We start from the raw sequence: 24,162 nt of genomic DNA, 5'->3' as shown, positions 1-24,162 counted from the left end.
AGGGGTTATTTCCGGCCATTTCGTCCTTACGGCGTGTCGTGACGCTGTGTCACGAGATGTCGAGCGTGACCGTCAGCCGCGTGTCGCCGTGCGAGTGGCTGGCGCGGACCTCGTAGCTGCCGCCGATCCGCCGCCAGCCGCCCGTCTCCTCGTCCCAGATCTCGAAGGCCCGCTCGGGCAGGGCGATCTCGGCCTCGACGCTCTCGCCGGGGCCCGCCTCGACGCCCGCGAAGGCGGCCAGCCAGCTGGCCGGGCGCTCGAAGGCGTCGGCCTTGGGCGCCAGGTAGACCTGGACGGTCTCGCGGCCGGGCCGGGTGCCGGTGTTGGTGAGGCGGACCCGGGCCGTGGTGGCGGTGACCTCGAGGGACTCGTACGCCCAGTCGGTGTATCCGAGCCCGTGCCCGAAGGGGAAGGCGGGTAGGACGCCCTGCTGCTCGTAGGCCCGGTAGCCGATGAACAGCCCTTCCCGGTACTCCAGGCGCCCGTCCGCGGGCACGACCTCGGTGACGGGGGCGTCGGCGAACCGGGCCGGCCAGGTGGTGGGCAGCCGCCCGCCCGGCTCCGCGTCCCCGAGCAGTACGTCGGCCAGCGCGGCCCCGCCCTCCTGCCCGGGGAACCAGGTCAGCAGTACGGCGGCCACCTCCTCGCGCCACGGGAGCTCGACCGGGGAGCCGGCGTTGACGACGACCACGGTGTTCGGGTTGGCGGCGGCGACGGCGCGCACCAGGTCGTCCTGACGGCCCGGCAGGGACAGGTCCTTGCGGTCGAAGCCCTCGGACTCCACGCGGTCGGTGGTGGCGACGACCACGACGGCGGTGTCGGCGGCGCGGGCGGCCGCCACGGCCTCGGCGATCAGCTCGTCGGCGTCGCGCCGCGGGCCGAGGTGCAGCAGCGAGAACATGATCGCCTTGAGCGGCAGCGCGGTCATGTCGGGCACGTGGAAGGTCAGCGAGACCTCGACGGGCTCGCCCTCGGCGAGGTCGATCCGGGCGCGTTCGCTGGGGGCGCCGAAGAAGGCCTCGAAGGGGTCGGCCTCGTTGCCCATCTCCTGGACGCCCTCCCAGAGGGTCCGCCCTCCGACGGCGAGGGTGAAGGCGCCCAGCCCGCGGGTCCCGAAGGCGTGCTCGCCGCTCTCGCGCGGCAGGAAGGTGCCGGTGACCTCGATGGACGCCATCGTCTCGTACGCGGCGCCCGCGGGCAGGTCGTTGCCGATCCACTGGACCTGGCCGGACGGCAGGCTGCCCTCGCCGATGACGGCGCCGGAGGCGTCGCGGCAGACGGCGCGCAGCTCGAAGCCCTTGCCGGCGGGGGTGAGCTCCTCGGAGGGGTCGGCGCCGACGCAGTAGGTCAGCGCACCGTCCGGGAGGGCGGCGGTGAGGCCGTCGAGCGGGGAGACGGTCCGCTCGGGGAAGACGGTGGCGGAGCCGCCGCCGAGGATGCGGGCGTCGCGGGCCGCGGCGCCGAGGAGGGCGACGGTGCCGGCGGCGGCGTCGAGGGGCAGGGCGGCGCTCCGGCCGGCCACGGCCTCGTTGCGGACGAGGACGAAGCCGCGGGCGGCGAGCTCGCGGGCCAGCGCCTGGCCGTCGACCTCGGCGGGGGCCTCGGTGACGGCGGCGGGGGCGCCCTCCAGGATGCCGACGCGGGCGGCGAGGCGCAGCACGTTGCGCACGGCCTCGTCCACGGCGGACTCGGGGACCTCGCCGGCCCGGACGGCTTCGGCGAGGGCGGGTCCGTAGACGCTCTGCGGTCCGGGCATGGCCACGTCCATGCCGCCCTCGATGTCCCCGGCGGTGGAGCGGGCGGCCATCCAATCGGAGACGTTGCAGCCGTCGAAGCCCCATTCGCCGCGCAGCACCTCGTTGACCAGGTACCGGTGCTCGGTCATCGTCGTGCCGTTGACCCGGTTGTAGGCGGTCATGATGCCCCAGGGGTGGGCATTGGCGACGATGGCCTCGAAGGGGGCCAGGTACAGCTCGCGCAGCGGGCGCGGGGCGATGACGCTGTCGACGGTGAACCGCTCGGTCTCGGCGTCGTTGCCGACGAAGTGCTTGACCGTGGTGCCGACCCCGCCGTCCTGGACGCCGTTCACGTACCCGGCCCCGACCTCGCCGGTCAGGTAGGGGTCCTCGGAGTAGCACTCGAAGTGCCGGCCGCCGAGCGGGGAGCGGTGCAGGTTGACGGTGGGTGCGAGCAGGACGTGGACGCCCTTGCGGCGGGCCTCCTGGGCCAGCAGACGGCCGGCCCGGCGGGCGAGGGCCGGGTCCCAGGCCGCGGCGAGCGCGGTCGGGGAGGGCAGGGCGATGGACGGGTCGTCGGCGGTCCAGCGCACGCCGCGCACCCCGATGGGGCCGTCGGACATGACCAGGGACTTCAGGCCGATCTCGGGAACGGCGGGCAGGGACCACATGTCCTGGCCGGCCAGCAGACGGGTCTTGGTGTCGAGATCCAGCTTGCCGAGCGCCTCTTCTACGACGCTGTTGCGGACCTGATCGGCATCGGTCACGGCCGTGCCTCCTCGTTGAGTGCGGTGCGAGTGCGGTGCGAGTGCGGTGCCCCCATCGTGGACCTGTTGCCTGTAGAGCGGTAGGTCTCGTAATGTTTTCGTGATATTCGAATGTCGTACGGTGCTGAGGACAGGCGCGAACGGAAAGGGGTGCCGGGGCGATGGCCAGGGCGAGGAGCGAGGAACGGCGCGAGGACATCGTGCGCGCCGCGGTCGAGGTGATCGCGGAGCGCGGCTACCGGGGCGCATCGCTGGGCGCGGTGGCCGAGCGCGTCGGCCTGACCCAGCAGGGACTGCTGCACTACTTCCCGACGAAGGAGGCCCTGCTGGTCGCGGTGCTGCAAGAGCGCGACCGCTGGGACACGGGCGGCGGCTCACGGGCCTCGGCGGACACCTGGCGGCTCGACCTGCTGGCCTCGCTGGTGGAGTACAACGCCATGCGCCCGGGCATCGTGCAGACCTTCTCGGCGCTGCTGGGCGAGAGCGTGACCGACGGGCACCCGGCCCGGGAGTTCTTCACCGAGCGCTACGCGCAGGTCCGCGGTGAGATGGCGGCCGTCCTGCGCGCCGAGTTCGGCGAGCGCCTCCCCTCGGGCCTCACCCCGGAACAGGCGGCCCCGCTGCTGACGGCGGTCATGGACGGCCTCCAGTACCAGTGGCTCCTCGCCCCCGAAGAGGTGGACATGCCCGCGGCGTTCCGCTCGTTCCTGACCTTGCTGCGGGGCCCTGCCGGGAGTTGACGCGCGGCCCTAGGCTGAGTCGGGTGAAGATCGCCGCAGCGCAGCTGACCTGCATACCCGCCGATGTCCGCGCGAACACCGCACGGGCCGCCGAACTCGCCGTACGGGCCCGTGAACAGGGCGCCGGGCTCGTGGTGTTCCCCGAGCTCGCGCTCACCGGCTACGAGCTGGACGCGCTCGCCGCCGACCCCGGGCTGTGGACGGCCGCCGACGACCCGCGGCTGGATCCGCTGCGCTCCGCCGGCGTCGCCACCGCCGTCAACGTCGCCGTCCCCGCCGGGGACGGGCGCCCCGCCATCGCGACGCTGGTCCACGACGCGGACGGCGCGCACGTGACCACCTACCTGAAGCAGCACCTCTACGGGCACGAGCAGGACGTCTTCAGCCCCGGGCGGGCCGAGGGGCGGTTCGAACTCGGCGGGATCCGCTTCTCGTTGGGCATCTGCTACGACAACCACTTCCCCGACCTGTCCGGCCGGGGCGCCGCCGACGGCTGCCGGGTGCACCTCGCCTCGTCCCTGTACGGGACGGGCGACGGCGTCCGCCAGCGGGTGGCCGTGCACACCGGGATCGCCGAGCAGCACGGCCTGTACGTCGTCCTCGCCAACCACGTCGGCCCGGCGGGCCCGTGGACCGGCTGCGGCGGCGCGGCCGTGTGGGCCCCGGGCGGCGGGCTGCTGGCCGAGGCGGACGACCGGACGCCGTCGGTGGTGGCCGCCGAGGTCGGCGCCACCACCTGACGGCCCGGGTCAGGCGGGCTCGGGCACCCGCGCGTGGTGGCCCTGCCGCGGGGTGTCCAGGTCCGGGAGCTGCGGCGGGGCGGGCTTGCGGTCCGACATCAGGGCCGTCACCACGATGGCGAGGGCCGCCGCCGTGTACACGCCGGTCCAGAACACCCAGCCGCCGGGCGGGGCCCAGTGCGCGTGGGTCGCCAGCCACGAACCCTTGGTGCCGACCGTGAAGCGGCGCAGCACCCAGTAGAACGCCGCCCCGTTGGCCAGCGCGAGGCCGGCCACGGAGAAGCCGACCAGCCGCCGCCACGGGAAGCCCCGCTCGGAGGCGCGCGTGGCGCAGATCAGCACGGCCATCAGCGGCAGGCCGACGGCGAAGGGCAGCAGGTAGCGGCCCTGCCACACCATGCCGATCCGCTCCGCCTCGGAGGCCTGGGCCGCCACCGGGACCAGCACGATCGCGGCCAGCATGCCGAACATCGCCAGCAGGTCGCGCTTGCGCCCGTAGATCAGGGCCAGCGCGGCCAGCGTCGCGAGCACCGCCATCCACACCAGGTACGTGAAGGCCGGGGCCGGGGTGTCCAGCCAGCCGAAGAACCCGAGCATCTGCTTGATGTACCAGTCGGTGTTGCCCATGGTGCGTTTGGCCGCCACGCCCGCGGTGAGCGAGTCGGGGATGTTTATCTTCGAGTTGTCGGGGTGCTTCGCCGCCCAGTACAGCGCCCCGGCCGTGGCCAGGCCCAGCAGGCCCGTCCACATCCACAGGGCCTTGCGGCGCAGCACCGAGCCGAGCACTCCGCGCCGCTGCGTCAGCAGCAGGCAGAAGACGACGGCCCCGGCGAACCAGATCAGGCCGAGCGGCCGGATGTTGATCAGTACGAGTCCGCCGATGCCCAGCCGGGCGAGCCGGCGGTTCAGCAGCCGTGGATCGGGCGAGAGCACGATCGCCAGCAGGGCCGTCCACACCAGGATCCCGGCGGCGATCTCACCGCCGCTGGGGTTGACCATGCCGGCCATGTACAGGGTCATGGGCGTGGCCGCGGCGAGCACGCCGAGCACCGCCAGCGAGCGCCGGCGCCATTCGGCGGCCGTGACCACCGCGCTGGCCAGCAGCGCCGAGCAGAGCAGCGCCGACACGAAGCGCATCAGGTACAGCCCCTTGGGGCCGTCGACCAGCAGGCTCGGCCAGCCGGTCGCCAGGTAGTACGCCGGGTGGTAGCGGCCGGCCGCCGTGGTGGTCTGCACGATCTCCTGGGCGTTCCCGAGCGAGGGCGCGCAGGACGCGGGCCTCGACTGGCGCCAGGAGTAGCACTCGTGCACCGTGGGCAGGTTGCCGTACCACCGCGGGAGGTCCACCCCGGTCTCGGCGAACTGCCCCTCGATGCCCGCCACCGTGTGCGGAACCATCACCTGGGGTCCGCCGATCTGGCCCCTGGCGACGGCCGCGGCACGGATGAAGTGCGCGTGCTCGTCGGGGGAGCTGCCGAGGGGGCTGGCCGCGGACCAGGAGCCCGCGAGCGTGAAGAACAGCGCGAACGAGATCAGCCAGAGCCGCTTGGGTGTTCTGGCCGACCAGTCGGCCAACCGCGTCAGTGCGGGGATCATCGGTTCCCTCGAGTCATCGGATGAAGCTCAGCCAGCTCTGGTCGCCGTCCTTGGAGCAGGTGCCGCCGGGCGCGTACTTCGGGCAGCTCCCGTCCTGCTCCGTGATGGTGTGCGAGACCCAGGGCAGAATGCGGTAGGTGTTCTCCTTGGCCGGCATGTAGCGGTCGGCCATCGAGGAGGAGACGGTGCCGAGGAGCAGCAGCAGGGCGCACAGCGCTCCGATCACCGCCCCTTCGCGGGCCGGGAACCCGGTGCCCGCCGTACTGCCCGCGGAGCCGCCGGCCGCACCGGCCGCGACCTCCGCCTCCGCCTTGCGCGCGGCCATCCGCTGCGAGACCAGGTGGGCGACGAGCGCGCACAGCAGCAGCCCGCAGTAGAGCAGCTGGTTGTTGGTGCGGGTGTAGAGCTGGACGGTCTGCGTCTCGTACATGTGCGAGGCGATGTACATGCGCATCACCCACGCGCTGATGAACATGGCCGCGATGGTGACCACCATCGGCTTGCGGATGCCCAGCCAGATCGCGGCGCCCAGGCACACGAAGGTGACCAGCGCGAACAGCCCGACCCCGCCGTACTCGCCGGGCGGCGGCCAGTCCCCCACCTTGCCGGGCATGTCGGTGCGCCACATGAGGTAGTACGCCGGGTCGGTGAAGTTGTCGAACCGGAAGTTGTAGTCCTTGGTGGTCTGGCCCTCGGTCAGCATGACCATCAGGTAGCGCCCCGCGACCACGAGGAAGGCCGCCAGGGTGGTGCCGAGGAAGGCCGCGCCCTTGAGGCGGCCGAGCCGTCCGCTCCGCCACGGGAAGTAGAGCAGCGCGGCGAAGAACACGCCGGCCGCGCTCCACAGGAACCAGCCCGAGTAGGTGAGGAACATCAGGCCGAGCAGCGCACCGAACCCGGCGCCCTTGACCAGCAGCGGCCGCCAGCCCTGTACGGCGCTGCGGCTCAGCGACACCACCAGCGCCACCAGGACCGGCACGAGCAGCACGAGGACGGTCTGGCTGTACGGCTTGTAGGCGTCGATCAGCGCGAAGGCCGGGGCCACGCCGAAGGCGAGGGCGCGGACCGGGCTGAGCAGCATGCGCCAGCACAGGTAGACCAGCGGCCCGAAGGCGGCGGCGCCCAGGATCTGGAGGTCCTTGAAGGCGTACGCGGTGTTGCCGCCGCGGAACCACTCGGCGTAGTGGCCGAGGGTGTAGAGGGGGGCCGGCGGGTAGACCGGGGAGCCCGAGGGGCGGCCGTTGGCGACCGCGTTGGCCCACTCTACGATGCGGCCGCTGTCGCCGTTGAGGCCGAACATCGGCCAGGGCGTGCCGTGCAGGGCCACGACCGCGCCGGCGGCGACGAAGCCGCTGGCCAGACCGGCGATGGCGGCTGCGGCGATCCGGGCGGCCAGGTCGAAGTGCCGGCCCTTGCGCAGCCGCAGCGCCAGCGCCACGGCGGCGATGAACAGCAGCCCGACGAGCGCGAACCGCAGCTGGATCGCGGCGAGGCCGCTGACCTGCGCGATCCGGTCCAGCGGGTCGAGCTTGAAGCCGCGGGCCAGCAGCGGGAGCACGAGGGCCGCGGCGAACGCGACGACGGCCTCGAGGAGCAGGAGCGTGCCGCGGGAGCCCGGCCTGCGCCGGACGGCCGGTATCGGGCGGGCGGACGCGGCCGGTCCGCCCGGGGGCAGCACGGTCGCGGTGCCCTCGGTACTGACTGTCACTGCTGTGTCCCTACTGCTGGTCGGTCCTCGGCCCGACGGCCGGTCGTTGCTCGGCAAGCCGCTGCCCGGCCCCGGCCCCGCCGAAGCTCCGGGCCAGGGCGAACTCAAGGGCAGTGAGAGACAGCCTTGGCACTTGCTGCCATGCATACTACGGGCCCACCGGGGGTAGAGGGGGGCCCGGAACCGAGGACCGGGGCCTACGCCGAATCCGGAAGAAGGTGCTTCGCACCCCATTGCCCCAGGGATTCCAGGGCCGCGTTCAGTTCCTGGCCCAGCGGGGTCAAGGAGTACTCGACCCGGGGCGGGATCTCGTCGAAGACCTCGCGGTGCACGATGCCGTCCGCCTCCAGCTCGCGCAGCTGCGCGGCGAGCACCTTCTCCGAGACGCCCGGGACCAGCCGGCGCAGTTCGCCGAAGCGGCGCGGGCACTGCTCCAGCTCCCACAGGAGCGAGACCTTCCATTTCCCGTCGATCACGGACATCGCCGCGGCGATCCCGCAGTGATCCGCTCCGGGCCTCCGTGCCACCGCCATCGCGCACCCCTCCCACCTGCTCGCTCACCTCGGGGTAACCACCCACTCCAAGGTGCGTACTTGAGTGCCTCACGGCCTGCCACCAGGCTAAACGTCATGACCGACACCGCACCTCGCAACGCGCTCACCCTGCTCGGCCTCGGCGACATGGGCACCGCCCTGGCCCGCACCTGGCTCGCCGCCGGGCACCACCTCACCGTCTGGAACCGCACCGCCGCCAAGGCCGGTCCGCTCACCGCCCAAGGCGCCGTCGCCGCCGCGACCCCCGCCGAGGCGGTGGCCGCGAACCGGCTCGTCGTGGTCTGCCTGCTGGACGACCCCAGCGTCGGCTCCGCCCTGGACGGCGTCGACCTGACCGGCAAGGACCTCGTCAACCTCACCACCGGCACCCCGGCCGAGGGCCGGGCGCGGGCCGCGTGGGCCAAGGAGCGCGGGGCCCGGTTCGTCGACGCCGGCATCATGGCCACCCCGTCGATGATCGGGGCCCCGGAGAGCGGCGGCTACGTCTTCTACAGCGGCTCGCGCGGGCTCTTCGACGCCCACCGGGCCGTCCTGGAGGTTCCGGCCGGCGCCCGGTTCGTCGGCGAGGACCCCGGCCACGCCGCGCTGCACGACGTGGCGCTGCTCAGCGCGATGTACGGGATGTTCGCGGGCATCTCGCACGCCTACGCGCTGATCGAGGGCGAGGACATCCCCGCGCGGGACCTGGCCCCGCTGCTGTCCGAGTGGCTCGGCGCGATGGGCTTCTTCGTCGGCAACGCCGCCGAGCGGCTGGACTCGCGGGACTTCACCACCGGGGTGGTGTCCAACCTGGCCATGCAGGTCGCCGCGAGCGGCACCCTGCTGCGCACCGCCGAGCAGCAGGGGGTCAGCGCCGAGCTGATCTCCCCGTACCTGGAGCTGATGCGCCGCAGGCTGGCCGCCGACCCGGCCGGGCACGGGGCTGAGGACACCGCGGGGGCGATCACCCTGCTGCGGCGCGCCTGACCGCGGGTGCGACCGCGGGCGCGACCGCGCGTGCGACCGCGCGTGCGGGGGCCGGCTACGAGTAGGCGGGCGGCGGCGGTCCGAAACCTCCGGCCGCCGCTCCGGGCCCGGCCGCGGGCAGGGCCCCGGATCCGGCTCCGGCCCCGTTCTCCGTGCGCGGGGCCTCGCCGGCCCCCGTCAGGTCCCGTGCCATCAGCGTGGCGCCGGCCACCGCGCCCGGCATCAGGAACACCGCGACCAGCGGGACCAGGAACGCGAGCACCAGCGGCACCCCGAAGCCCAGCACCAGCATCCGCCGCGACCGCAGCAGCGCCAGCCGCTCGGGCAGGTCCACCTTGCGCCGCTGGAGGGCGACGGCGGTGAGCTCCTGGGTCAGGAAGAAGCCGGAGACGCAGAAGCCGAGGACCGGTACCACGGTCTGCCCGACCAGCGGGATGAAACCGAGGGCGAAGAGCAGGATCCCGAACAGCAGCACCCGGCCGAGCACCTTGACGCTGTCCCGGGCCGAGACCCACAGCTCGCGCCAGAGCGGAAGCCCTGACTCGGGGACGTCGCCGCCCTCGCTGCGGTCGACCTGCTCCGAGAGGGACTCGTAGAAGGGCTGGCCGACCAGCAGGGTCACGGCCGTGAAGGTGATGACGGAGAGGAAGAGGCCGAGCCCGAAGACCAGCCCGGTCAGGAAGCCCCGCAGCAGCCCGGTCCACGGCGAGGACCAGCCGTCGGCGAAGGGGGTGACCCAGGCGGCGAAGTCGTCGGCGCCGTAGCCGAGCCCGATCAGCGCGCCGGCGTACAGGGCGAGCGACACCAGCCCGGGCAGCAGCCCGAATCCCAGCCACCGCCCGTGCCGCAGCACCCACCGCTGTCCGGCCAGCAGATACCGGAATCCCCCCGCAAGATCACGCATGGCGCCAGTCTACGACGAAGGCCGCACCCCGGATCGGGGTGCGGCCCTCGGCTGAGCGGTGCCGGATCAGACGGCGAGCTCGACGGTGATGTTGCCGCGGGTGGCCTTGGAGTACGGGCAGACCTCGTGGGCCTTCTCGATGAGCTCCTTGGCGGTGGCGGCGTCCACGTTCGGGATCACGGCGGAGATCTTGACGATCAGGCCGAAGCCCTCGTCGTTCTTGCCGATGCCGACCTCGGCGGTGACCGTGGAGCCGGAGATGTCGGCGTTCACGTTCTTCGCGACGACACCCAGGGCGCCCTGGAAGCAGGCGCTGTAGCCGGCGGCGAACAGCTGCTCCGGGTTGGTGCCGGCGCCGCTGCCGCCGAGCTCCTTCGGCGGGTTCACGACGACGTCGAGCTGGCCGTCGTTGGTGGCGACGCGGCCGTCACGGCCGTTCTCGGCGGTGGCGACAGCGGTGTACGCGACGTCGGACTGCGTGATGGACATGAAGAAAATCCTCCAGGTGAATCGCCGTGACTCGCGCCCACGACCACAGCGGTGTGGGGTGAGCCTAACCGGTGAAGGAAACGATCATCTTCCCGGTGTTGTCGCCGCGCAGCATGCCGAGGAAGGCGGAGGCCGCGTTCTCGACGCCGTCGACGACCGTCTCGTCGTAGCGGAGTTCGCCGGAGCGCAGCCAGCCGGCGACGTCCTGGACGAACTGCGGCTGGAGGCCGGCGTGGTCGTTGACGAGGATGCCCTGCAGGCGCAGGCGCTTGCCGATGACCTGCATCAGGTTGCGCGGGCCGGGGGCGGCCTCGGTGTCGTTGTAGTGGGCGATCGCGCCGCACAGGGTGGCGCGGCCCTTCACGTTCAGGGAGGAGATCGCGGCCTCCAGGTGGTCCCCGCCGACGTTGTCGAAGTAGACGTCGATGCCCTCGGGGGCGGCCTCGCGCAGCTGCTCGGCGACCGGGCCGTTCTTGTAGTTGAAGGCGGCGTCGAAGCCGTACTTCTCCGTGAGGAGCGTCACCTTCTCGTCGGAGCCTGCGGAGCCGATCACCCGGGACGCGCCCTTGATCTTCGCGAACTGGCCCACGAGGCTGCCGACCGCTCCCGCCGCGCCGGACACGAAAACGGCGTCGCCCTCCTCGAAGGAGGCGACCTCGAAGAGGCCGGCGTAGGCGGTCAGGCCCGGCATGCCGAGCACGCCGAGGTAGGCGGAGAGCGGGGCGAGCGAGCCGTCCACCTTGGTGGCGTGCTTCGCGTCGAGCTCCGCGTACTCGCGCCAGCCCAGGCCGTGCAGGACGTGGTCGCCGACCGAGAAGCCCTCGGCGGCGGAGGCGACGACCTCGCCGACCGCTCCGCCGTCCATCGGCCGGTCGAGCTGGAAGGGCGGGACGTACGACTTCACGTCGTTCATCCGGCCGCGCATGTAGGGGTCCACGGACATGTGGAGGTTGCGCACGAGGATCCGGCCGGGGGCGGGCTCTGCGGATACGGGGACCTCGCGCAGGGCGAAGTCCTCGGCGACGGGCCAGCCCTGCGGGCGACGGACGAGGTGCCACTCGCGGCTGACGGCAGGGATCTGGGACATGCGGCGCTCCTGGTAGAACGGAATTGCTTCACTAGGTGAAACAACCATGCGCCTGGATATTTCATGTTGTCAAGTAAATGGGTACGCTGGTTCCATGCCCAGTCGTCGCGTAGACCCAGTGACCGTCGAGGTCGTCGAACTCATCGGCGACGTCGTGGCCCGCTACCACATGGAGTACGAGCACGCGGCCGCCAGCCACCAGCTGACCGGCGCCCAGGCCCGGGTGCTGAACCTGCTGGCGCTGGAGCCGCTGCCGATGCGCCGGATCGCCCAGAAGCTGAGGTGCGAGCCCTCGAACGTGACCGGCATCGTGGACCGGCTGGAGACCCGCGGCCTGGTCGAGCGCCGCCCGGACCCCGCCGACCGGCGGGTCAAGCTGGCGGCCCCGACCGAGGAGGGCGTGCAGACCGCGGACCGGCTGCGCGAGTCGCTGGACTTCGCCCGCGAACCGCTGGCCGGCCTGTCGGCGGAGGAGCGGACGGCCCTGCGGGACCTGCTCAGGCGGATGCTGGGCTAGGCCTGGTCACCCCGGCCCTGTTCGCCCCGGTGCTAGTCACCCCAGCACAGGAAGCCCAGGAAGCCGCAGTCCTTGGTGGGGGTGGGCGCCGGCGGGGGCGGGGGCGGGGGCGTTGCGGATCCGCTCGGCGTCTGCTGTCCCGACGCGGTGGGCTTCACGGAGCCCCGCGGACTGGGGGTACCGGAGGCCGGCCCCGACGCCGTGGGCGCGGGGGCGGACGACGGGGGCTCCGGCTGCGCGGCTCCCCCGGCTCCCTGCGCGGGCGCGCCCGTCTTCGCGGCGGGCCCGGTGGCCTTGGCGGCTCCGGAGGCCTTGCCCGAGGCGGCGGGCTCGGGGGCGCGCGGAGTCGAGGCGTCCGGCAGCGGCGCGGGCTGCTGGGGGCCGTCGTCGGTCAGCACCACCGTGGCGGCCCGGTCGCTGCGCTGCCCGTCCGTGGCCATCCTGGCCACGGCCAGGGTGCCGGCGGTCGCGATCAGCAGCCCCAGCCCCATGGTCAGCACGGTCCGGCGGCGCCTGCGGTGGGTGGCGCGGCGGCGCGCACCGGGCCGCCGCTCGTTCGGCGCGGACAGCACGACGAGCGAGTCGGCGTACACCTCGGCCGTGGTCCGCGGAGCGCGCTCGGGCTCGTACCCGGCCACCGCGGCGGCGGGCGCGGCGGGCGGCGCGGGCATCAGGTATTCGGCCGGGGTTCCGCACCCGGCGCACGCCAGTGCGCCGTTGAGGTGCCTCCGACAAGCGGGGCAGTAGTCCATAGCGCCCGCAGGCTACGTGGTCCCCGGCAACATCCGGATCCCGCAAACGTAAGGATCCTGTGTGGAATCGTGGACTCCGTGACAGCGAACCCCCCTGCGGGCACCCCGGGACCCTTCGGGCCGGCCGCCTTCCAGCTGGTGCTGCTGCGCCGGATGGCGGACTTCCAGCCGGACCTCGCCGACGAGGCCCGGCGGCGGCTCGGCGCCTCGCTCGCGGAGCAGCGCGAGGCGAACAAGCGCTGGCAGGCCATGGTGCGGTCGCCGCGGTCCCGCGGAGCCCTGGCCCGCTACCGCTCGGTGCTCGGCCCGCCGGAGTCGGCCGGGCCCCGCCGGATCGGGGACCTGGAGTGCGAGGCCCTGCTGTGGCCGGTGCCGCTCTGGCCGGACCTGCGCTTCGAGGTGCTGGCCGCGCCGGACGGAGCGGTGTGGAACGAGTGGCTGGTACGGGCCCCGGGCGCGGGGGGACCCGTACTGGAGTCGGCGGACGACCTGCGGCCCTGGTCGGCGACGGTGGACGAGGTGGCGCGGGCCTTCGCGCCGGTGCGGCCGATGGAGGGCACCGCGCCGACCCGCTGGCGCCTCGCGTTCACCGCCGGGGGCAGGCCCCGCGTGGCGGAGTTCACGTACGGCCTGCTCCAGCGGGTCGCCGTGGCCGACGGCTAGCGGCTAGGTGGCGAGGAAGGCGCGGACGCCCGCCGAGGTCGCGTCGTCGCCGAGCAGGTCGTTGTGCTTGAGGCAGCCGACCGGCGTGTTGGCGGCTCCGGTCAGCGGGACGCTGTCGTCCGGATTGACCACCTCGTCACAGTTCGACCAGAAGGTGGCGTACGCGACCGCGCCCGGGGTCTCGTCCCCGCCGTTCAGGTTCTTCACCACGTACGAGCCGGGTGTCATGTCCCGGCACGCCTGGTCCCACAGGGCGCAGGCCCAGGCGGTGGAGGTGCCGCGGTTGGGCCCGGCCAGGGAGACCCAGCGGTCCACGGTGGCCTGACCGCCGCCGAACTTCACGTACCAGCGGCTGACCAGCGAGCCGAAGGAGTGCGCGACGACGTCGACCTTGGCGGCGCCGGTCTGCCGGCGGACCTCCTCGACGTACGCGCCGAACCGCCCGGCGAGGACCTCGTTGACCGACTGGTGGGTGTCGTAGCCCCAGGAGAAGAGCTCCGAGTCGGCGTACCCGGCGGCCCGCAGGTCCGCGCGCAGGCTCCCCCAGACCCCCGGATCGGCGTTGTAGCCGTGCACGAAGATCACCGGATTGCGCGATGACGCCTGATCAGGGGCGGGGGCCGTACCCCGGTCGGCGGCATGGGCGGAGAGGGGCGCCAGCAGCGCCAGGCAGAGTGTCAGGAGTGCCAGCAGTCTCTGGCGGGCCGTCAGCATCGGGTCCCCTTTACCTTGTTACGGGCGAGTAGCGCGTGCGGTGCGCGCATGCTGCTGCCTGTCGGTACAGAAATCCACCCCCATGCAGGCGCGGAACGGCGCGCGGCACCCCCCGGCCGGAGCAGCTCAACGGGCGGTAAGTCCGAAATATCCGGGATGATATGAAAAGTGACCGGCACCCCGCCGGTCCTCTTGCGTCAGCGCTCTCGGGAGGATCTGCCGTGACCGTCAGTCTTGAGCAGTTGCGCCGCTGCCACGTCGCCGTCGACCTGGGGGCGGCCCGGACCCGCGTGTACGTCAAGGGCGCCGGCCTCGTGGTCGACGAGCCCAGCGTCGCCGCGGTGAACACCCGGACCGGCGCGCTCATCGCCGTCGGGACGTTCGCCGAGCGGATGACCGGCCGCACGCCCGACTACATCCGTGTCGTACGCCCCGTCTCCGGCGGCACCGTCGTCGACATCGAGATGGCCCAGCGGATGCTGCGCCACCTCCTCGGCGAGAAGCTGCGGCGCGCCCTGCGCCGCAAGCCGCGGCTGCGGGCCGCCGCCTGCACCCCGCACGACGCCGACCCGCTGGCCCAGCGGGCCGCCGTGGAGACCCTCGTGGGACTCGGCGCCCGGCGTGTCGAACTGGTCGACACCCTGATCGCGGCGGCCGTCGGCTGCGGACTGCCGGTGGAGCAGCCGACCGCGACGATGATCATGGTGTGCGGGGCCGCGGCGACCCAGGTCGCCGTCCTGTCCCTCGGCTCGATCGTCACCGCCGAGCGGATCCCCGTCGGCGGCGAGGCCATCGACCACGCGGTGGTCCAGCACCTGCGCCACGCGCACGAGCTGATGCTGCCCAGCCAGGCCGTCCGGCCGCTCCAGCTGGCCCTGCACGGCAACGGCATCACCGCCGAAGGCCCCGCCTCCACCCTCATCCACGGCCGCGACGTGGCCACCGGACTGGCCCGCTCCGTCCACGTGGACACCGCGGCCGTGCGCGACGCCATCCACACCCCGCTGACCGCCGTCCTCGACGGCATCGGCAAGGTGCTGCGGGACTGCCCGCCGGACCTGGTCGCGGACCTGACGGACCGAGGGATCATGATGGTGGGCGGCAGCGCCCTGCTGCCCGGCCTCGACCAGATGCTCCGCGACGCGACCGGAATGCCCGTGGCCATCGCGGAACGGCCGGACGTGTGCGCCGTGCTCGGACTCGGCGCCATGCTGGAAGGCAAGATCGCCCCCATGGTTCTCAACCCGCTGGCCGAATGACGTACCCCGAGCCGGAGCAGCCGAGTCTTCCCGTACTGCTGGAGGCGGTGCTCAGCGTCGGCTCCGAGCTGGAGCTGCACTCCACCCTCCAGCACATCGTGGAATCCGCGGCCGAGCTCTGCACGGCGCGCTACGGAGCGCTCGGGGTCGTCGACCCCGAGCGCTCCCGGCTGACCGAACTGTTCACCACGGGACTGACCGACGCGGAGCGCGCCGCGATCCCGCACCTGCCGGACGGCCGCTCCGGCCTGCTCGGAGCGCTGATCAGCGACCCTCGCCCGCTCCTGCTCGACGACCTCGCCCAGGACCCCCGGTCGGCCGGATTCCCGCCCGGCCACCCGCCCATGCGCAGCTTCCTGGGCGTGCCGATCCGCGTGCACACCGAGGTCTTCGGCAACCTCTACCTCACCGAGAAGCGCGGCGGCGGCCCCTTCACGGACACCGACCTCTCGCTGCTGCGCGTCCTGGCCTCGCAGGCGGGCATAGCGATCGGCAACTCCCGGCTCTACGAGACCGCCCGCCGCCGGGAGCGCTGGATCGAGGGCGCCGCCGCCGTGACCACCACCCTGCTGGCCGGGCGCCCCGCTGCGGACGCGCTGATGTGCGTCGCCGAACGGGCCCGGCTGCTCGCGGACGCGGCCGCCGGGGTGGTGCTCCAGCCGACCCCGGAGGGCGGCATGGAAATCGTGGCCGCCTCCACCCACGGGGACCCCGGGGACCTGGTGGGGACGGCGATCGCCCCCGGCTCGCCCGTACTGGAGCAGCTGCTGGGCGGCGAGGCGGTGTTCATAGAGGACTCGGCCACCGACCCCCGGATGACCACGCACGTCCGGGAGCGGTTCGGGCCGAGCATGATGCTCCCGCTCCAGAGCGGCGGCCAGCTGATCGGCACCCTGGCCCTGCCGCGCGACCGGGGCGGCCGCCCGTACGATGCCGTGGACCGGCTGCTGGCCTCGCAGTTCGCCTCCCAGGCGGCGCTGGCGCTCGTCCTCGCGGACGCGCAGCACGACCGGGAGCAGCTGGCGGTGTACGAGGACCGCGACCGCATCGCCCGGGACCTGCACGACCTGGTGGTACAGCGGCTGTTCGCGACCGAGATGATGCTGGAGAGCACCCGGCGGCGCTCCTCCAACGCCCCCTCCGGCGATCTGGTGGGGGACGAGCTCGGCCTGGCCGTCGACGAACTGGACTCCACCATCCAGGAGGTCCGGACGGCCATCTTCGCCCTCCAGCAGCCGCCGACCGACGCCCCGACGACGCTTCGGGGGCGGGTGCTGCGCGAGACGGGCGGCGCGGCGGTGCTGCTCGGCTTCCAGCCGTCGGTGAAGTTCGTGGGAGCGGTGGACGCGCTGCTCCCGGAGCCGGTGGCGGGCGACCTGCTGTCCGCGCTGCGCGGCGCGCTGGCCGCGGCGCACCGGCGCGGCGACGTCACCTCCATCGACGTGGAGATCGACGCGACGCCGACGGGGGTCCGGCTGACGGTGGCGGACGACGGGCGCGGGGAGTCGGGGGCGCGGGGGACGACGCTGACGTGGACCTCGGCGCTGTAGCCCTCCCGGGCGGGGTAACGGTCCGGGCCCGGCTGCGCCGGGGGCGAGCCGGCTGCGCCTCGGCCGCGCTGGCTCCGCCGGGGCGGGGGCGGCTGCGCCGGGGGCCGGGTCGGCTGCGCCGGGGCTGGGGCCGCTGCGCCGGGGCTGGGGCCGCTGCCCCGGGGCGGGATCGGCTTGCGCCGAGGCCGGGTCGGGCGGCTGCGCCGGAGCCAAGTGGGCTTGCACAGGGGCAGGTCGGCTGCGCCGGGCCGGGTCGGCTGCGCCGGAGCCGGGCCGTTGCTGCGTCGGGCTTTGGGGGACGGGGACGGGGTGGGGTGTTGGCCGGGACTCATGATTTATGGCGCCCTGTCCTGATTGAGGGGCGCGGGGATCTACCGCGCCAACAAATCACGTTTTACGTCCCGGACAACACCCCACCCCGTCCCCGTCACCGGGGCTACGGAGGGGGTGGCCTCGTGGCGGCGCGGAGGGCGATGCGGGTGTTGGACTGGGCGACGCCGGCCTCGCGCTTCAGGCGGCGCAGCAGGGCGTCGAGGGCGGCCGGGTCGGCGGCCCGGGCGCGTACGAGGTAGTCGTGCTCGCCCGTCACGTGGACCACCTCGGTGATCCCGGAGAGCTTGCCGGCCTGCCGTTCGAACTCCTCGTTCGTGGTGTCCTGGCGCAGGGTGACGTCGATGAACACCACCAGCCCGCCCGCGGTGTCGGCGGCCGGATCCACCACGACCGTGAAGGCGCGGATCACGCCGTCCCTGCGCATCCGGCGCACCCGGTCGGCGGTGGCGTTGGCGCTGAGGCCCACGCGGACACCGAGGTCGCGGTAGGAGATCCGCGCATCCTGCTGGAGGATCCCGAGGATTTCCCTGTCTAGGCGGTCCATACCACGATTCTCGCAGTCGTGGCCGATATTCGTGCCCGTCCGGCGGTCCGCGGGCCGGACCCTCCCCCCATGGACGAACTGATGACACCGGCCCTGGCGGGCGCGGTCGCGGGCCTGGGCGTGGCGATGCCGATGGGTGCGATGAGCGTGCTGCTGCTCCAGGAGGCGATGCGGCACCGCCGGACCGCGGTGGCCGCCGCCGCGGGCATCGCGGTGGTCGACCTCGGCTACGCGGCCCTGGCCACGGCCCTGGGACCGTGGGTGGCCTCCCGCGTCTCCCCCGTCGAGGCCTGGGTCCGGCTGGTCTCCGCCCTGATCCTCCTGGCCATCGCGGCTCACGGCCTCGCCAACTCCCGCCGGAATCCGACATCGTCAACCCTCCCGGAGCCGCGCCCCGGGCCCCAACCGCCGACGAAGCCCAACGCAGCCCCGCCGGCGATGGAGGCGAACCCCCGGTCGGGGTACGGCCGGCCGGGTAGGGCCTTTGCTCGGTATGTCGGGCTTACCGCGGTCAATCCCACCACCGCCCTCTACTTCGCCGCGCTCACGACCGCCCAGGGCCAGGCCCTCGGCACCGGCGCGGCCGGTGCCGCCTTCCTCGTCGGTGTGGGCGCCGCCTCGCTCCTCTGGCAGCAGGCCCTCGTCGCGCTCGGCGCCCTCGCGGGCAGCCGGATCTCCGCCGCCGCCCGCGCCTGGACCTTCCGCCTCGGCTACGGCCTGGTCGCCGCGTACGCGGTCAAAATCGCCCTGCCCCTCCCGTGAACGCAGCCCCTAGGGTGGCCCCGTGACGATCCGCCTCTCGGCCCGCGCGGCCATCGCCTCCGTGACCGACCCCGGCAGCTTCACCGAACTCCCCGCGCCCCCACGGGAATCACCGGCCGACGGTCCCCTGGCCTGGGCCGGGTACGACGACTCGCGCGCCCGCGCCGAGGCCCGGACCGGCGAGCGGGAGTCCGTCGTCACCGGGACCGCCCGGATCGACGGCCGCGAAGCCGTCGTCATCTCCTTCGAGTTCGGCTTCCTCGGCGGTTCGCTCGGCGAGCGCACCGGGGACCGGCTCGAAGCCGCGTACACCCACGCCCGCGACTTCCGCCTCCCGCTCGTCTCCCTGATCGCCACCGGCGGCTCCCGGATGCAGGAGGGGATGCTCGCGCTGACCCAGCTCCAGCGCGTGGCCCGCCAGTGCGTGCTGACCCGGGCCGCCGGGCTCCCCCAGATCGCCGTGCTGCGCGATCCGACCACCGGCGGCGGCTGGGCCACGCTCGGCGCCGGGGCGGACGTGGTGCTCGCGCTGCCCGGGGCCCAGGTCGGCTTCGCCGGGTCCCGGGTGCGGCCGGCGGACGCGGACCCGGCCGCGTACTGCGCCGAGGGCCAGTTCGCGGCCGGCCACGTGGACGCCGTCGTGCCGCCGACCGAGCTCCCCGACACCCTGTCCGACTGGCTCCGCGTACTGTCCGCGCCCCGCCCCGACGGCCCCGTCGAGCCCCCGGCCGCCCTGGCCCGCGTCACGGAACCCGCCACGGGCTGGGACGCGGTCCTCCGGGCCCGCCACCCGGACCGGCCGCGCGCCGAGGCCTACCTGGACGCGTACTTCACCCTGCGGCTGCCCCTCTCGGGGGACCGGGCGGGCGGTACGGACCCCGGGATGCTGTGCGGCTTCGGACTCCGGGAGGGCCGGGCCGTCGCGTACGCCGCCCAGTGCGGCACGGCCACCCGCCCGGCGGGCTACCGTACGGCCGCCCGCGTCATCCGCCTCGCGGACCGGCTCGGCATTCCGGTGCTCACCCTGGTGGACACCCCGGGCGCGGCCAACGACGCCGCCGCCGAACACGCGGGCGCGGGCGCGGCCATCGCGGACACCTTCGCCGCCCTGGCCGCGGCCGCCGTGCCCGTCACCACCCTGCTGATCGGCGAGGGCGGCTCGGGCGGCGCCCTCGCCCTGGCCGCGCCCGGGAACACCTGGGTCACCCCGGACAGCTACTTCTCGGTCATCGCCCCGGAGCTCGCGGCGGCCATCCTCAAGCGGCCCCCGGCGGACGCCCCCGCCACCGCGGACCAGCTCCGCATCCGCCCCCAGGACCTGGTGGCCCTGGGGGTGGCCCGCGGAATCGTCACTCCGGCGGCCTAGAAGCGGCGCTTCGGCAGCTTCACATCAGCCGTGTACAGGCGGGTGGCCTGCTGCGGGAGCTCGTTGTCGTCGCCGGCCGGCAGCAGCCGGACCTGGCCGGGGCCGTCGTGGTCCGTCGCGACCATACCCTCGGCGCGAGCTCGACGAGGCCGTGGCCCGCGTCCACCGGGTAGGCGTACTGGCGGCCGAGCGCGAACTGCCCGCCGCGCCGCTCCCAGGTCTGGATGCGCTGCAGGGTCCGGCCCTGCGCGTCCTTGCCGTCGCCGGCGAGCGGCCCTTCGAGACCGGCGACGAGCGTGTGCCCGCCCGGCAGCAGGGTGAGGGACTCGAAGGTCTGGTTCGCCGCGGCCCGGCCCTCCGGTGCGATCGTGAAGGACGGCGGGACCGGCAGGGCGGCGAGCACCTCCCCGGTCCGGCCGTGGCGGCGGATCACGGGCGCGGTCTCGTCGGCGACCAGGTAGCTTCCGTCACGGTCGACGACCACGCCCTCCGAGTCGAGGACCTTTCCGGCGCCGTCGGTCAGCGGCAGGCGCGCGGTGGCCGTGGCGGCCGGGGTGTTGCCCTTCGCCACCTTCAGCCGGTACAGCGCCGACCGGTCGGAGACCGCGGCGACCGTCCCGTCCCGGTCGAGAGCGAGTCCCGAGATGCCGCCGACCGGCGACCCGTCGAGGGTGGCCTTGTCGAGCGAGTCGCAGAAGCCGCGCACCGACTCTTCACAACCGCCCGGATCGGGGCAATCGCCCCCTCCCCGCCGGTCAGGCCTGCGGCGACCGTGCGTCGTAGCGGGCGAAGCCCCGCCACCGCAGTGCGAGCAGGAGCAGTACGAGCACGCAGGCGAGGCCGCCGCCCGTGATCGCCACCGCCGGGGAGGTCAGGTCCGCGGCCGTCCCGGCGAGGAAGTCCCCGAGCCGCGGCCCGCCCGCGACGACCACGATGAACACGCCCTGGAGGCGGCCGCGCATGTCGTCCGGGGTGGCGGACTGGAGCATGGTGGTCCGGAACACCATCGAGACGGTGTCCGCGCACCCGGCCAGGGCCAGGAAGAGCAGCCCGAGCCACAGGTTCCGGGTGAGCCCGAACACCGCGATGGCCACCCCCCACGAGCCGACGGCGAACAGGATGGCCAGCCCGTGCCGCCGGATGCGGCCCTGCCAGCCGGAGAACAGCCCGCCGAGCAGCGCCCCGACGGCGGGCGCGGCCACCAGCAGGCCCACCGTCTTGGCGTCGCCGCCGTACCAGAGGACGGCGACAGCCGGGAAGAGCGCCCTCGGGTGCGCCAGCACCATGGCGGCCATGTCGGTGAAGAAGGTCATGCGGACGTTGGGCCGGGTCCCGAGGAACCGCAGGCCGTCGACGACCGAGGCCCTGCCCCGGGTCCCCTCCGCGCGGTCGGGCTTCATCGACGGCAGCCGCCACATCGCGTAGAGGGCGGCGAGGAAGGTCACGGCGTCGATCAGGTACGCCGCCTGGTACCCCCACCAGCCGACGATCAGCCCGCCCAGCATCGGGCCCGCCATCGTCCCGGAGGTCATCGTCACGGAGTTCAGCGCGTTGGCGGCGGGCAGCTGCTCGGCCGGCAGCAGCCGGGGGATCATGGCGGACCTGGCCGGGCCGGAGAGCGCCCCGCAGACCGCCTGGAGCGCGACGACGGCGTACAGGAACCAGACGCGGTGGTAGTCGAGCAGCGCGGCGGCGGCGAGCGCGACCGAGAGGGCGGCGGCGCCCAGCGAGCTGTAGAGGCCGAGCTTGCGGCGGTCGACGGTGTCGGCGATGGCCCCGCCGTAGAGCCCGAAGGCGACGAGCGGGACGAGCGAGAAGAGTCCGACGAGACCGACGGCGAAGCTGGACCGGGTGATGTCGTAGACCTGGAGCGAGATCGCGAGGGCCGTCATCGCCTGGCCCACCCACGAGATGGTGCCGCCGACCCACAGCCGCCGGTAGTCGCGGGAGGTGCGCAGCGGGGTGAGGTCGGCGAATATCCGCCGCCGCGGGCGGTCGGGGGCGGCTACGGGGGTCACAGCGGATGATAACCGGCGGCCCCCGGGCGGCCCCGGGGATTTCCGCCGGCTGCGCGCACCGGCACCAGTCACCCCACGCGGATCCCCGGCCCCACGCCGGACCGGCCCTTGCCGCTAACTCGCCACTATCACCTGATTTTTGACCGAATCGACAGGCGCTCCTCCCCTGGTGTTCAGCTCATGATGAAAAGACTCGTATGTCCAGGGAGGCGTAGTGATCGAACCTGGCAACAGCACCACGAGCACCGGCACCGGGCAGAAGACGGTGCGCCCCATCGTCCCGCTCACGGTCGGCGTCGAGGAGGAGTTCCTCCTCGTCGACGCCCGCACCTTCCGGGTGGTCCCCGCCGCCCCGCTCGTCCTCGCCACGGCCGGCGGGCTGCCCGGCGAACTGCATCCCGAGGGCACCCGCTACCAGGTGGAGATCTCCACCCCGATCGCCCATTCGGCGGCCTCGCTGCGCGAGGAGCTCGCCGCGCTGCGGCGCACCCTCGGCCGGGCCGCCCGCGCCCACGGCTGCCGCCTGCTGGCCGCCCCCTCGCCGGTCGTGGCCGTGGAGGGGCCGCTGCACCTGACCGACGACGAACCGCGCCAGCGCGAGCAGCACCGCCGCTTCGGCGCGCTCACCGACACCCTGGTGAGCTGCGGCCGGCACATCCACGTGGGCACCCTCGACGTGGACACGGCGGTCGCGGTCTCCAACCGGGTCAGACCATGGCTGCCGACGCTGATCGCGCTGGCCGCCAACTCGCCGTTCTGGGGCGGCCGTGACACCGGTCACGCCAGCTGGCGGGCGATGGCCTGGTCGGGCTGGCCCTCGGCGGGGCTGCCCCCGCACTTCACGTCCACCGCGCACTTCCGGCACTCGGTGCAGACGCTGCTCGGCTCGGGCGCGGCGCTGGACACGAAGATGGTCTATTGGGACCTGCGCCCCTCGGGGCACTGGCCGACGCTCGAGATCCGGGCGCCCGACATGTCCCCGTACCTCGACACGGCCATCCTCCAGGCCGAGCTGGTCCGCGCGCTGGTGTCCACGGCGCTGCGGGAGATCGCGGAGCAGCGTCCCGATCCGCCCGTACGGGACGACGTACTGCGCCTGGCGCGCTGGCGGGCGGCCCACGACGGCCTGGAGGGCTTCGGCCTCGACCCGTACACGGGCGCCGAACTCCCGGCGGCCGACCTCGCGGAGGCCCTGCTGGACCTGGTCGCCCCGGCCCTGGCCGCCTCGGGCGACCTCGACCATGCGGCGAAGACCCTGGCGGGCCTGCTCCGCGACGGCTCGGGCGCCCACCGGCAGCGGGCCGCGTTCGCCCGCCGGCAGGACCTGTCGGACGTACTGCGCCACCTCGCGGACGAAACGGAGAACTTCTAGTCCGGAACTCCCGGAAGTACGGGAAGTCCTGGACTCGCAGAACTCCCGGAACGCCAAAGCCGCAGGTGCAATCGTTTCTGCACCTGCGGCTCGCAGTGGGGCGGGTGGGACTCGAACCCACGGCCGACGGATTATGAGTCCGCTGCTCTAACCGGCTGAGCTACCGCCCCTTCACGGCGTGGCGCGTACATGTGTGCGCGCCGTCTGCCGCAGCATAGCCGCTCATACGATCTCCTGCCTCGGATGCCTCGCATGATCGGCTTCGCCTGTTCAGAGAGACCGCGCTGAGGGCTGCCCGGTTCCCGGACGGGGTGACAAAAAAGAAGAGGACCCGCGATGGGCCCTCTTCTTCGTTGCTCCCCCGGCTGGACTCGAACCAGCAACCCTCCGGTTAACAGCCGAATGCTCTGCCAATTGAGCTACAGGGGATCGCGCTCCCCCGACTGGACTCGAACCAGTAACCTGCCGGTTAACAGCCGGCTGCTCTGCCAATTGAGCTACAGGGGATTGCTGCGGTGCATCGAACAGCCCACCTCCGGCCTTGCCGGGGGGCGAGCGCCCGTTGCGAGTCATAGATTAGCGCAAGCAGGGGGGTGCTCCGCCAATCGGTATCGACAGCAGGCCGGGCACCACACGACGAAGGGTGGCAGGCATGCGGTACAAGGTCACGTTCGTGGTCGGACTGGCCCTCGGGTACGTGCTCGGGACCCGGGCCGGGCGCGAGCGCTACGAGTCCCTGAAGAAGTCCGCGCGGGAGATCGCGCAGAACCCCGCGGTGCGCAACGCCGCCGAGACGGCCGGGCAGACCGGGCGCGAGTTCGCCGGGAAGGCCTTCGCCGCGGTGAGCGAGAAGGTCGGCGACGCCGTGCCCGCCTCGCTGGCCGGCCGGGTACGGGGACTGCGCGACCGGGTCGGCGGTGGCAGCGAGGACGACTGGGGCACGAGCAACACCTGAGTCACCTGCGTCACCTCAGACATCCGAGGCGTCCGAGGCGGCGGAGACCGGCCCGGCGTGCGGCAGAATT

The 24,162-nt window shown here is 73.5% G+C and carries 23 protein-coding genes and 3 tRNA genes; 11 read left to right on the top strand and 15 right to left on the bottom strand.

The window, feature by feature from the left end; all coding sequences use genetic code 11:
• Positions 1 to 49 precede the first annotated feature (49 nt).
• Complete coding sequence (locus ACFWP3_RS03790) at positions 50 to 2,503, bottom strand: beta-glucosidase (protein ID WP_384215803.1); 2,454 nt, start codon at positions 2,501 to 2,503, stop codon at positions 50 to 52.
• A 161-nt stretch (positions 2,504 to 2,664) separates the two neighbouring features.
• Between ACFWP3_RS03790 and ACFWP3_RS03785 the strand changes: the two genes are divergently transcribed.
• On the top strand, positions 2,665 to 3,243 hold the full coding sequence (locus ACFWP3_RS03785; RefSeq protein WP_384215801.1) for a TetR/AcrR family transcriptional regulator: 579 nt from the start codon (positions 2,665 to 2,667) through the stop codon (positions 3,241 to 3,243).
• Between the two features lie 23 nt (positions 3,244 to 3,266).
• Positions 3,267 to 3,983, top strand: a complete 717-nt coding sequence (locus tag ACFWP3_RS03780) for a carbon-nitrogen hydrolase family protein (RefSeq protein WP_384215799.1) — start codon at positions 3,267 to 3,269, stop codon at positions 3,981 to 3,983.
• Positions 3,984 to 3,992: 9 nt separating this feature from the next.
• Here ACFWP3_RS03780 and ACFWP3_RS03775 read toward each other — a convergent pair whose 3' ends face one another.
• The 3 genes from ACFWP3_RS03775 to ACFWP3_RS03765 form a co-directional block, all read right to left on the bottom strand.
• Positions 3,993 to 5,579 (bottom strand): DUF2142 domain-containing protein, encoded by a 1,587-nt coding sequence (locus ACFWP3_RS03775; protein WP_384215797.1) that lies wholly within the window; start codon positions 5,577 to 5,579, stop codon positions 3,993 to 3,995.
• A gap of 13 nt (positions 5,580 to 5,592) precedes the next feature.
• On the bottom strand, positions 5,593 to 7,287 hold the full coding sequence (locus ACFWP3_RS03770) for a hypothetical protein (RefSeq protein ID WP_384215795.1): 1,695 nt from the start codon (positions 7,285 to 7,287) through the stop codon (positions 5,593 to 5,595).
• 197 nt (positions 7,288 to 7,484) lie between these two features.
• Positions 7,485 to 7,769, bottom strand: a complete 285-nt coding sequence (locus ACFWP3_RS03765; RefSeq protein ID WP_384215793.1) for a winged helix-turn-helix transcriptional regulator — start codon at positions 7,767 to 7,769, stop codon at positions 7,485 to 7,487.
• A gap of 147 nt (positions 7,770 to 7,916) precedes the next feature.
• Here ACFWP3_RS03765 and ACFWP3_RS03760 point away from each other — a divergent pair, with 147 nt between their 5' ends.
• Positions 7,917 to 8,807 carry an NAD(P)-dependent oxidoreductase gene (locus tag ACFWP3_RS03760; protein WP_384215792.1) on the top strand — a complete coding sequence of 297 codons (891 nt, stop codon included), beginning with the start codon at positions 7,917 to 7,919 and terminating at the stop codon, positions 8,805 to 8,807.
• Between the two features lie 55 nt (positions 8,808 to 8,862).
• On the opposite strand, the gene ACFWP3_RS03755 is transcribed toward ACFWP3_RS03760, so the two are convergent.
• The 3 genes from ACFWP3_RS03755 to ACFWP3_RS03745 form a co-directional block, all read right to left on the bottom strand.
• On the bottom strand, positions 8,863 to 9,711 hold the full coding sequence (locus ACFWP3_RS03755) for an EI24 domain-containing protein (protein ID WP_384215791.1): 849 nt from the start codon (positions 9,709 to 9,711) through the stop codon (positions 8,863 to 8,865).
• A 66-nt stretch (positions 9,712 to 9,777) separates the two neighbouring features.
• Positions 9,778 to 10,200, bottom strand: a complete 423-nt coding sequence (locus ACFWP3_RS03750) for an organic hydroperoxide resistance protein (protein ID WP_384215790.1) — start codon at positions 10,198 to 10,200, stop codon at positions 9,778 to 9,780.
• 64 nt (positions 10,201 to 10,264) lie between these two features.
• Positions 10,265 to 11,287: an NADP-dependent oxidoreductase gene (locus tag ACFWP3_RS03745; RefSeq protein ID WP_384215789.1), complete on the bottom strand. Its 1,023-nt coding sequence runs from the start codon at positions 11,285 to 11,287 to the stop codon at positions 10,265 to 10,267.
• Between the two features lie 94 nt (positions 11,288 to 11,381).
• Here ACFWP3_RS03745 and ACFWP3_RS03740 point away from each other — a divergent pair, with 94 nt between their 5' ends.
• Positions 11,382 to 11,804 (top strand): MarR family winged helix-turn-helix transcriptional regulator, encoded by a 423-nt coding sequence (locus tag ACFWP3_RS03740; protein ID WP_384215788.1) that lies wholly within the window; start codon positions 11,382 to 11,384, stop codon positions 11,802 to 11,804.
• Positions 11,805 to 11,836: 32 nt separating this feature from the next.
• On the opposite strand, the gene ACFWP3_RS03735 is transcribed toward ACFWP3_RS03740, so the two are convergent.
• Positions 11,837 to 12,475 carry a hypothetical protein gene (locus tag ACFWP3_RS03735; protein ID WP_384215787.1) on the bottom strand — a complete coding sequence of 213 codons (639 nt, stop codon included), beginning with the start codon at positions 12,473 to 12,475 and terminating at the stop codon, positions 11,837 to 11,839.
• Positions 12,476 to 12,709: 234 nt separating this feature from the next.
• On the opposite strand from ACFWP3_RS03735, the gene ACFWP3_RS03730 reads away from it, so the two are divergent.
• The gene (locus ACFWP3_RS03730) at positions 12,710 to 13,219 is read left to right on the top strand and encodes a hypothetical protein (protein ID WP_384215914.1); all 510 of its coding nucleotides are present in this window, start codon (positions 12,710 to 12,712) and stop codon (positions 13,217 to 13,219) included.
• A 3-nt stretch (positions 13,220 to 13,222) separates the two neighbouring features.
• On the opposite strand, the gene ACFWP3_RS03725 is transcribed toward ACFWP3_RS03730, so the two are convergent.
• Positions 13,223 to 13,933: an esterase/lipase family protein gene (locus tag ACFWP3_RS03725; protein ID WP_384215786.1), complete on the bottom strand. Its 711-nt coding sequence runs from the start codon at positions 13,931 to 13,933 to the stop codon at positions 13,223 to 13,225.
• Positions 13,934 to 14,154: 221 nt separating this feature from the next.
• Here ACFWP3_RS03725 and ACFWP3_RS03720 point away from each other — a divergent pair, with 221 nt between their 5' ends.
• Positions 14,155 to 15,192 (top strand): rod shape-determining protein, encoded by a 1,038-nt coding sequence (locus tag ACFWP3_RS03720; protein ID WP_384215785.1) that lies wholly within the window; start codon positions 14,155 to 14,157, stop codon positions 15,190 to 15,192.
• Positions 15,189 to 16,742, top strand: coding sequence for a GAF domain-containing protein (locus ACFWP3_RS03715; RefSeq protein ID WP_384215784.1), 1,554 nt, complete (start codon positions 15,189 to 15,191; stop codon positions 16,740 to 16,742). The genes ACFWP3_RS03720 and ACFWP3_RS03715 overlap by 4 nt, the downstream gene beginning before the upstream one ends.
• Positions 16,743 to 17,178: 436 nt before the next feature.
• Here the strand turns inward: ACFWP3_RS03715 and ACFWP3_RS03710 are convergent, their stop codons facing one another.
• Positions 17,179 to 17,619 carry an Lrp/AsnC family transcriptional regulator gene (locus ACFWP3_RS03710; protein WP_384215783.1) on the bottom strand — a complete coding sequence of 147 codons (441 nt, stop codon included), beginning with the start codon at positions 17,617 to 17,619 and terminating at the stop codon, positions 17,179 to 17,181.
• A gap of 69 nt (positions 17,620 to 17,688) precedes the next feature.
• On the opposite strand from ACFWP3_RS03710, the gene ACFWP3_RS03705 reads away from it, so the two are divergent.
• Positions 17,689 to 18,381 (top strand): LysE family transporter, encoded by a 693-nt coding sequence (locus ACFWP3_RS03705; protein ID WP_384215782.1) that lies wholly within the window; start codon positions 17,689 to 17,691, stop codon positions 18,379 to 18,381.
• 22 nt (positions 18,382 to 18,403) lie between these two features.
• The gene (locus ACFWP3_RS03700) at positions 18,404 to 19,747 is read left to right on the top strand and encodes a carboxyl transferase domain-containing protein (protein ID WP_384215781.1); all 1,344 of its coding nucleotides are present in this window, start codon (positions 18,404 to 18,406) and stop codon (positions 19,745 to 19,747) included.
• Between the two features lie 19 nt (positions 19,748 to 19,766).
• Here ACFWP3_RS03700 and ACFWP3_RS03695 read toward each other — a convergent pair whose 3' ends face one another.
• Both ACFWP3_RS03695 and ACFWP3_RS03690 read right to left on the bottom strand, forming a co-directional pair.
• Positions 19,767 to 20,453 carry an esterase-like activity of phytase family protein gene (locus ACFWP3_RS03695; protein WP_384215780.1) on the bottom strand — a complete coding sequence of 229 codons (687 nt, stop codon included), beginning with the start codon at positions 20,451 to 20,453 and terminating at the stop codon, positions 19,767 to 19,769.
• Positions 20,454 to 20,502: 49 nt separating this feature from the next.
• Positions 20,503 to 21,765 (bottom strand): MFS transporter, encoded by a 1,263-nt coding sequence (locus tag ACFWP3_RS03690; RefSeq protein ID WP_384215779.1) that lies wholly within the window; start codon positions 21,763 to 21,765, stop codon positions 20,503 to 20,505.
• Positions 21,766 to 21,979: 214 nt separating this feature from the next.
• On the opposite strand from ACFWP3_RS03690, the gene ACFWP3_RS03685 reads away from it, so the two are divergent.
• On the top strand, positions 21,980 to 23,137 hold the full coding sequence (locus tag ACFWP3_RS03685) for a glutamate--cysteine ligase (protein WP_384215778.1): 1,158 nt from the start codon (positions 21,980 to 21,982) through the stop codon (positions 23,135 to 23,137).
• Between the two features lie 96 nt (positions 23,138 to 23,233).
• Here ACFWP3_RS03685 and ACFWP3_RS03680 read toward each other — a convergent pair.
• The 3 genes from ACFWP3_RS03680 to ACFWP3_RS03670 all read right to left on the bottom strand — a co-directional run bounded on the left by ACFWP3_RS03680 (position 23,234) and on the right by ACFWP3_RS03670 (position 23,644).
• Positions 23,234 to 23,307 (bottom strand) — tRNA-Ile (locus ACFWP3_RS03680).
• Between the two features lie 186 nt (positions 23,308 to 23,493).
• Positions 23,494 to 23,566: transfer RNA gene (locus ACFWP3_RS03675), tRNA-Asn, on the bottom strand.
• 5 nt (positions 23,567 to 23,571) lie between these two features.
• A tRNA-Asn gene (locus ACFWP3_RS03670) sits at positions 23,572 to 23,644 on the bottom strand.
• Between the two features lie 145 nt (positions 23,645 to 23,789).
• Here ACFWP3_RS03670 and ACFWP3_RS03665 point away from each other — a divergent pair.
• Positions 23,790 to 24,092 carry a YtxH domain-containing protein gene (locus tag ACFWP3_RS03665; RefSeq protein ID WP_384215777.1) on the top strand — a complete coding sequence of 101 codons (303 nt, stop codon included), beginning with the start codon at positions 23,790 to 23,792 and terminating at the stop codon, positions 24,090 to 24,092.
• Positions 24,093 to 24,162: the final 70 nt, after the last annotated feature.

The sequence above is a fragment of the Streptomyces sp. NPDC058525 genome (assembly GCF_042719495.1).
In the GTDB taxonomy this organism is placed as follows: domain Bacteria; phylum Actinomycetota; class Actinomycetes; order Streptomycetales; family Streptomycetaceae; genus Streptomyces.
Note: the sequence above shows the minus strand (reverse complement) of the source record. Positions and strands in the feature narration are given on the sequence as shown.

Coding starts and splice junctions, on each gene's coding strand:
- ACFWP3_RS03785 (WP_384215801.1), top strand. CDS start 2,665: ATGGCCAGGGCGAGGAGCGAGGAACGGCGCGAGGACATCGTGCGCGCC.
- ACFWP3_RS03775 (WP_384215797.1), bottom strand. CDS start 5,579: ATGATCCCCGCACTGACGCGGTTGGCCGACTGGTCGGCCAGAACACCC.
- ACFWP3_RS03765 (WP_384215793.1), bottom strand. CDS start 7,769: ATGTCCGTGATCGACGGGAAATGGAAGGTCTCGCTCCTGTGGGAGCTG.
- ACFWP3_RS03760 (WP_384215792.1), top strand. CDS start 7,917: ATGACCGACACCGCACCTCGCAACGCGCTCACCCTGCTCGGCCTCGGC.
- ACFWP3_RS03755 (WP_384215791.1), bottom strand. CDS start 9,711: ATGCGTGATCTTGCGGGGGGATTCCGGTATCTGCTGGCCGGACAGCGG.
- ACFWP3_RS03750 (WP_384215790.1), bottom strand. CDS start 10,200: ATGTCCATCACGCAGTCCGACGTCGCGTACACCGCTGTCGCCACCGCC.
- ACFWP3_RS03745 (WP_384215789.1), bottom strand. CDS start 11,287: ATGTCCCAGATCCCTGCCGTCAGCCGCGAGTGGCACCTCGTCCGTCGC.
- ACFWP3_RS03740 (WP_384215788.1), top strand. CDS start 11,382: ATGCCCAGTCGTCGCGTAGACCCAGTGACCGTCGAGGTCGTCGAACTC.
- ACFWP3_RS03735 (WP_384215787.1), bottom strand. CDS start 12,475: ATGCCCGCGCCGCCCGCCGCGCCCGCCGCCGCGGTGGCCGGGTACGAG.
- ACFWP3_RS03730 (WP_384215914.1), top strand. CDS start 12,710: ATGGCGGACTTCCAGCCGGACCTCGCCGACGAGGCCCGGCGGCGGCTC.
- ACFWP3_RS03725 (WP_384215786.1), bottom strand. CDS start 13,933: ATGCTGACGGCCCGCCAGAGACTGCTGGCACTCCTGACACTCTGCCTG.
- ACFWP3_RS03715 (WP_384215784.1), top strand. CDS start 15,189: ATGACGTACCCCGAGCCGGAGCAGCCGAGTCTTCCCGTACTGCTGGAG.
- ACFWP3_RS03710 (WP_384215783.1), bottom strand. CDS start 17,619: ATGGACCGCCTAGACAGGGAAATCCTCGGGATCCTCCAGCAGGATGCG.
- ACFWP3_RS03705 (WP_384215782.1), top strand. CDS start 17,689: ATGGACGAACTGATGACACCGGCCCTGGCGGGCGCGGTCGCGGGCCTG.
- ACFWP3_RS03665 (WP_384215777.1), top strand. CDS start 23,790: ATGCGGTACAAGGTCACGTTCGTGGTCGGACTGGCCCTCGGGTACGTG.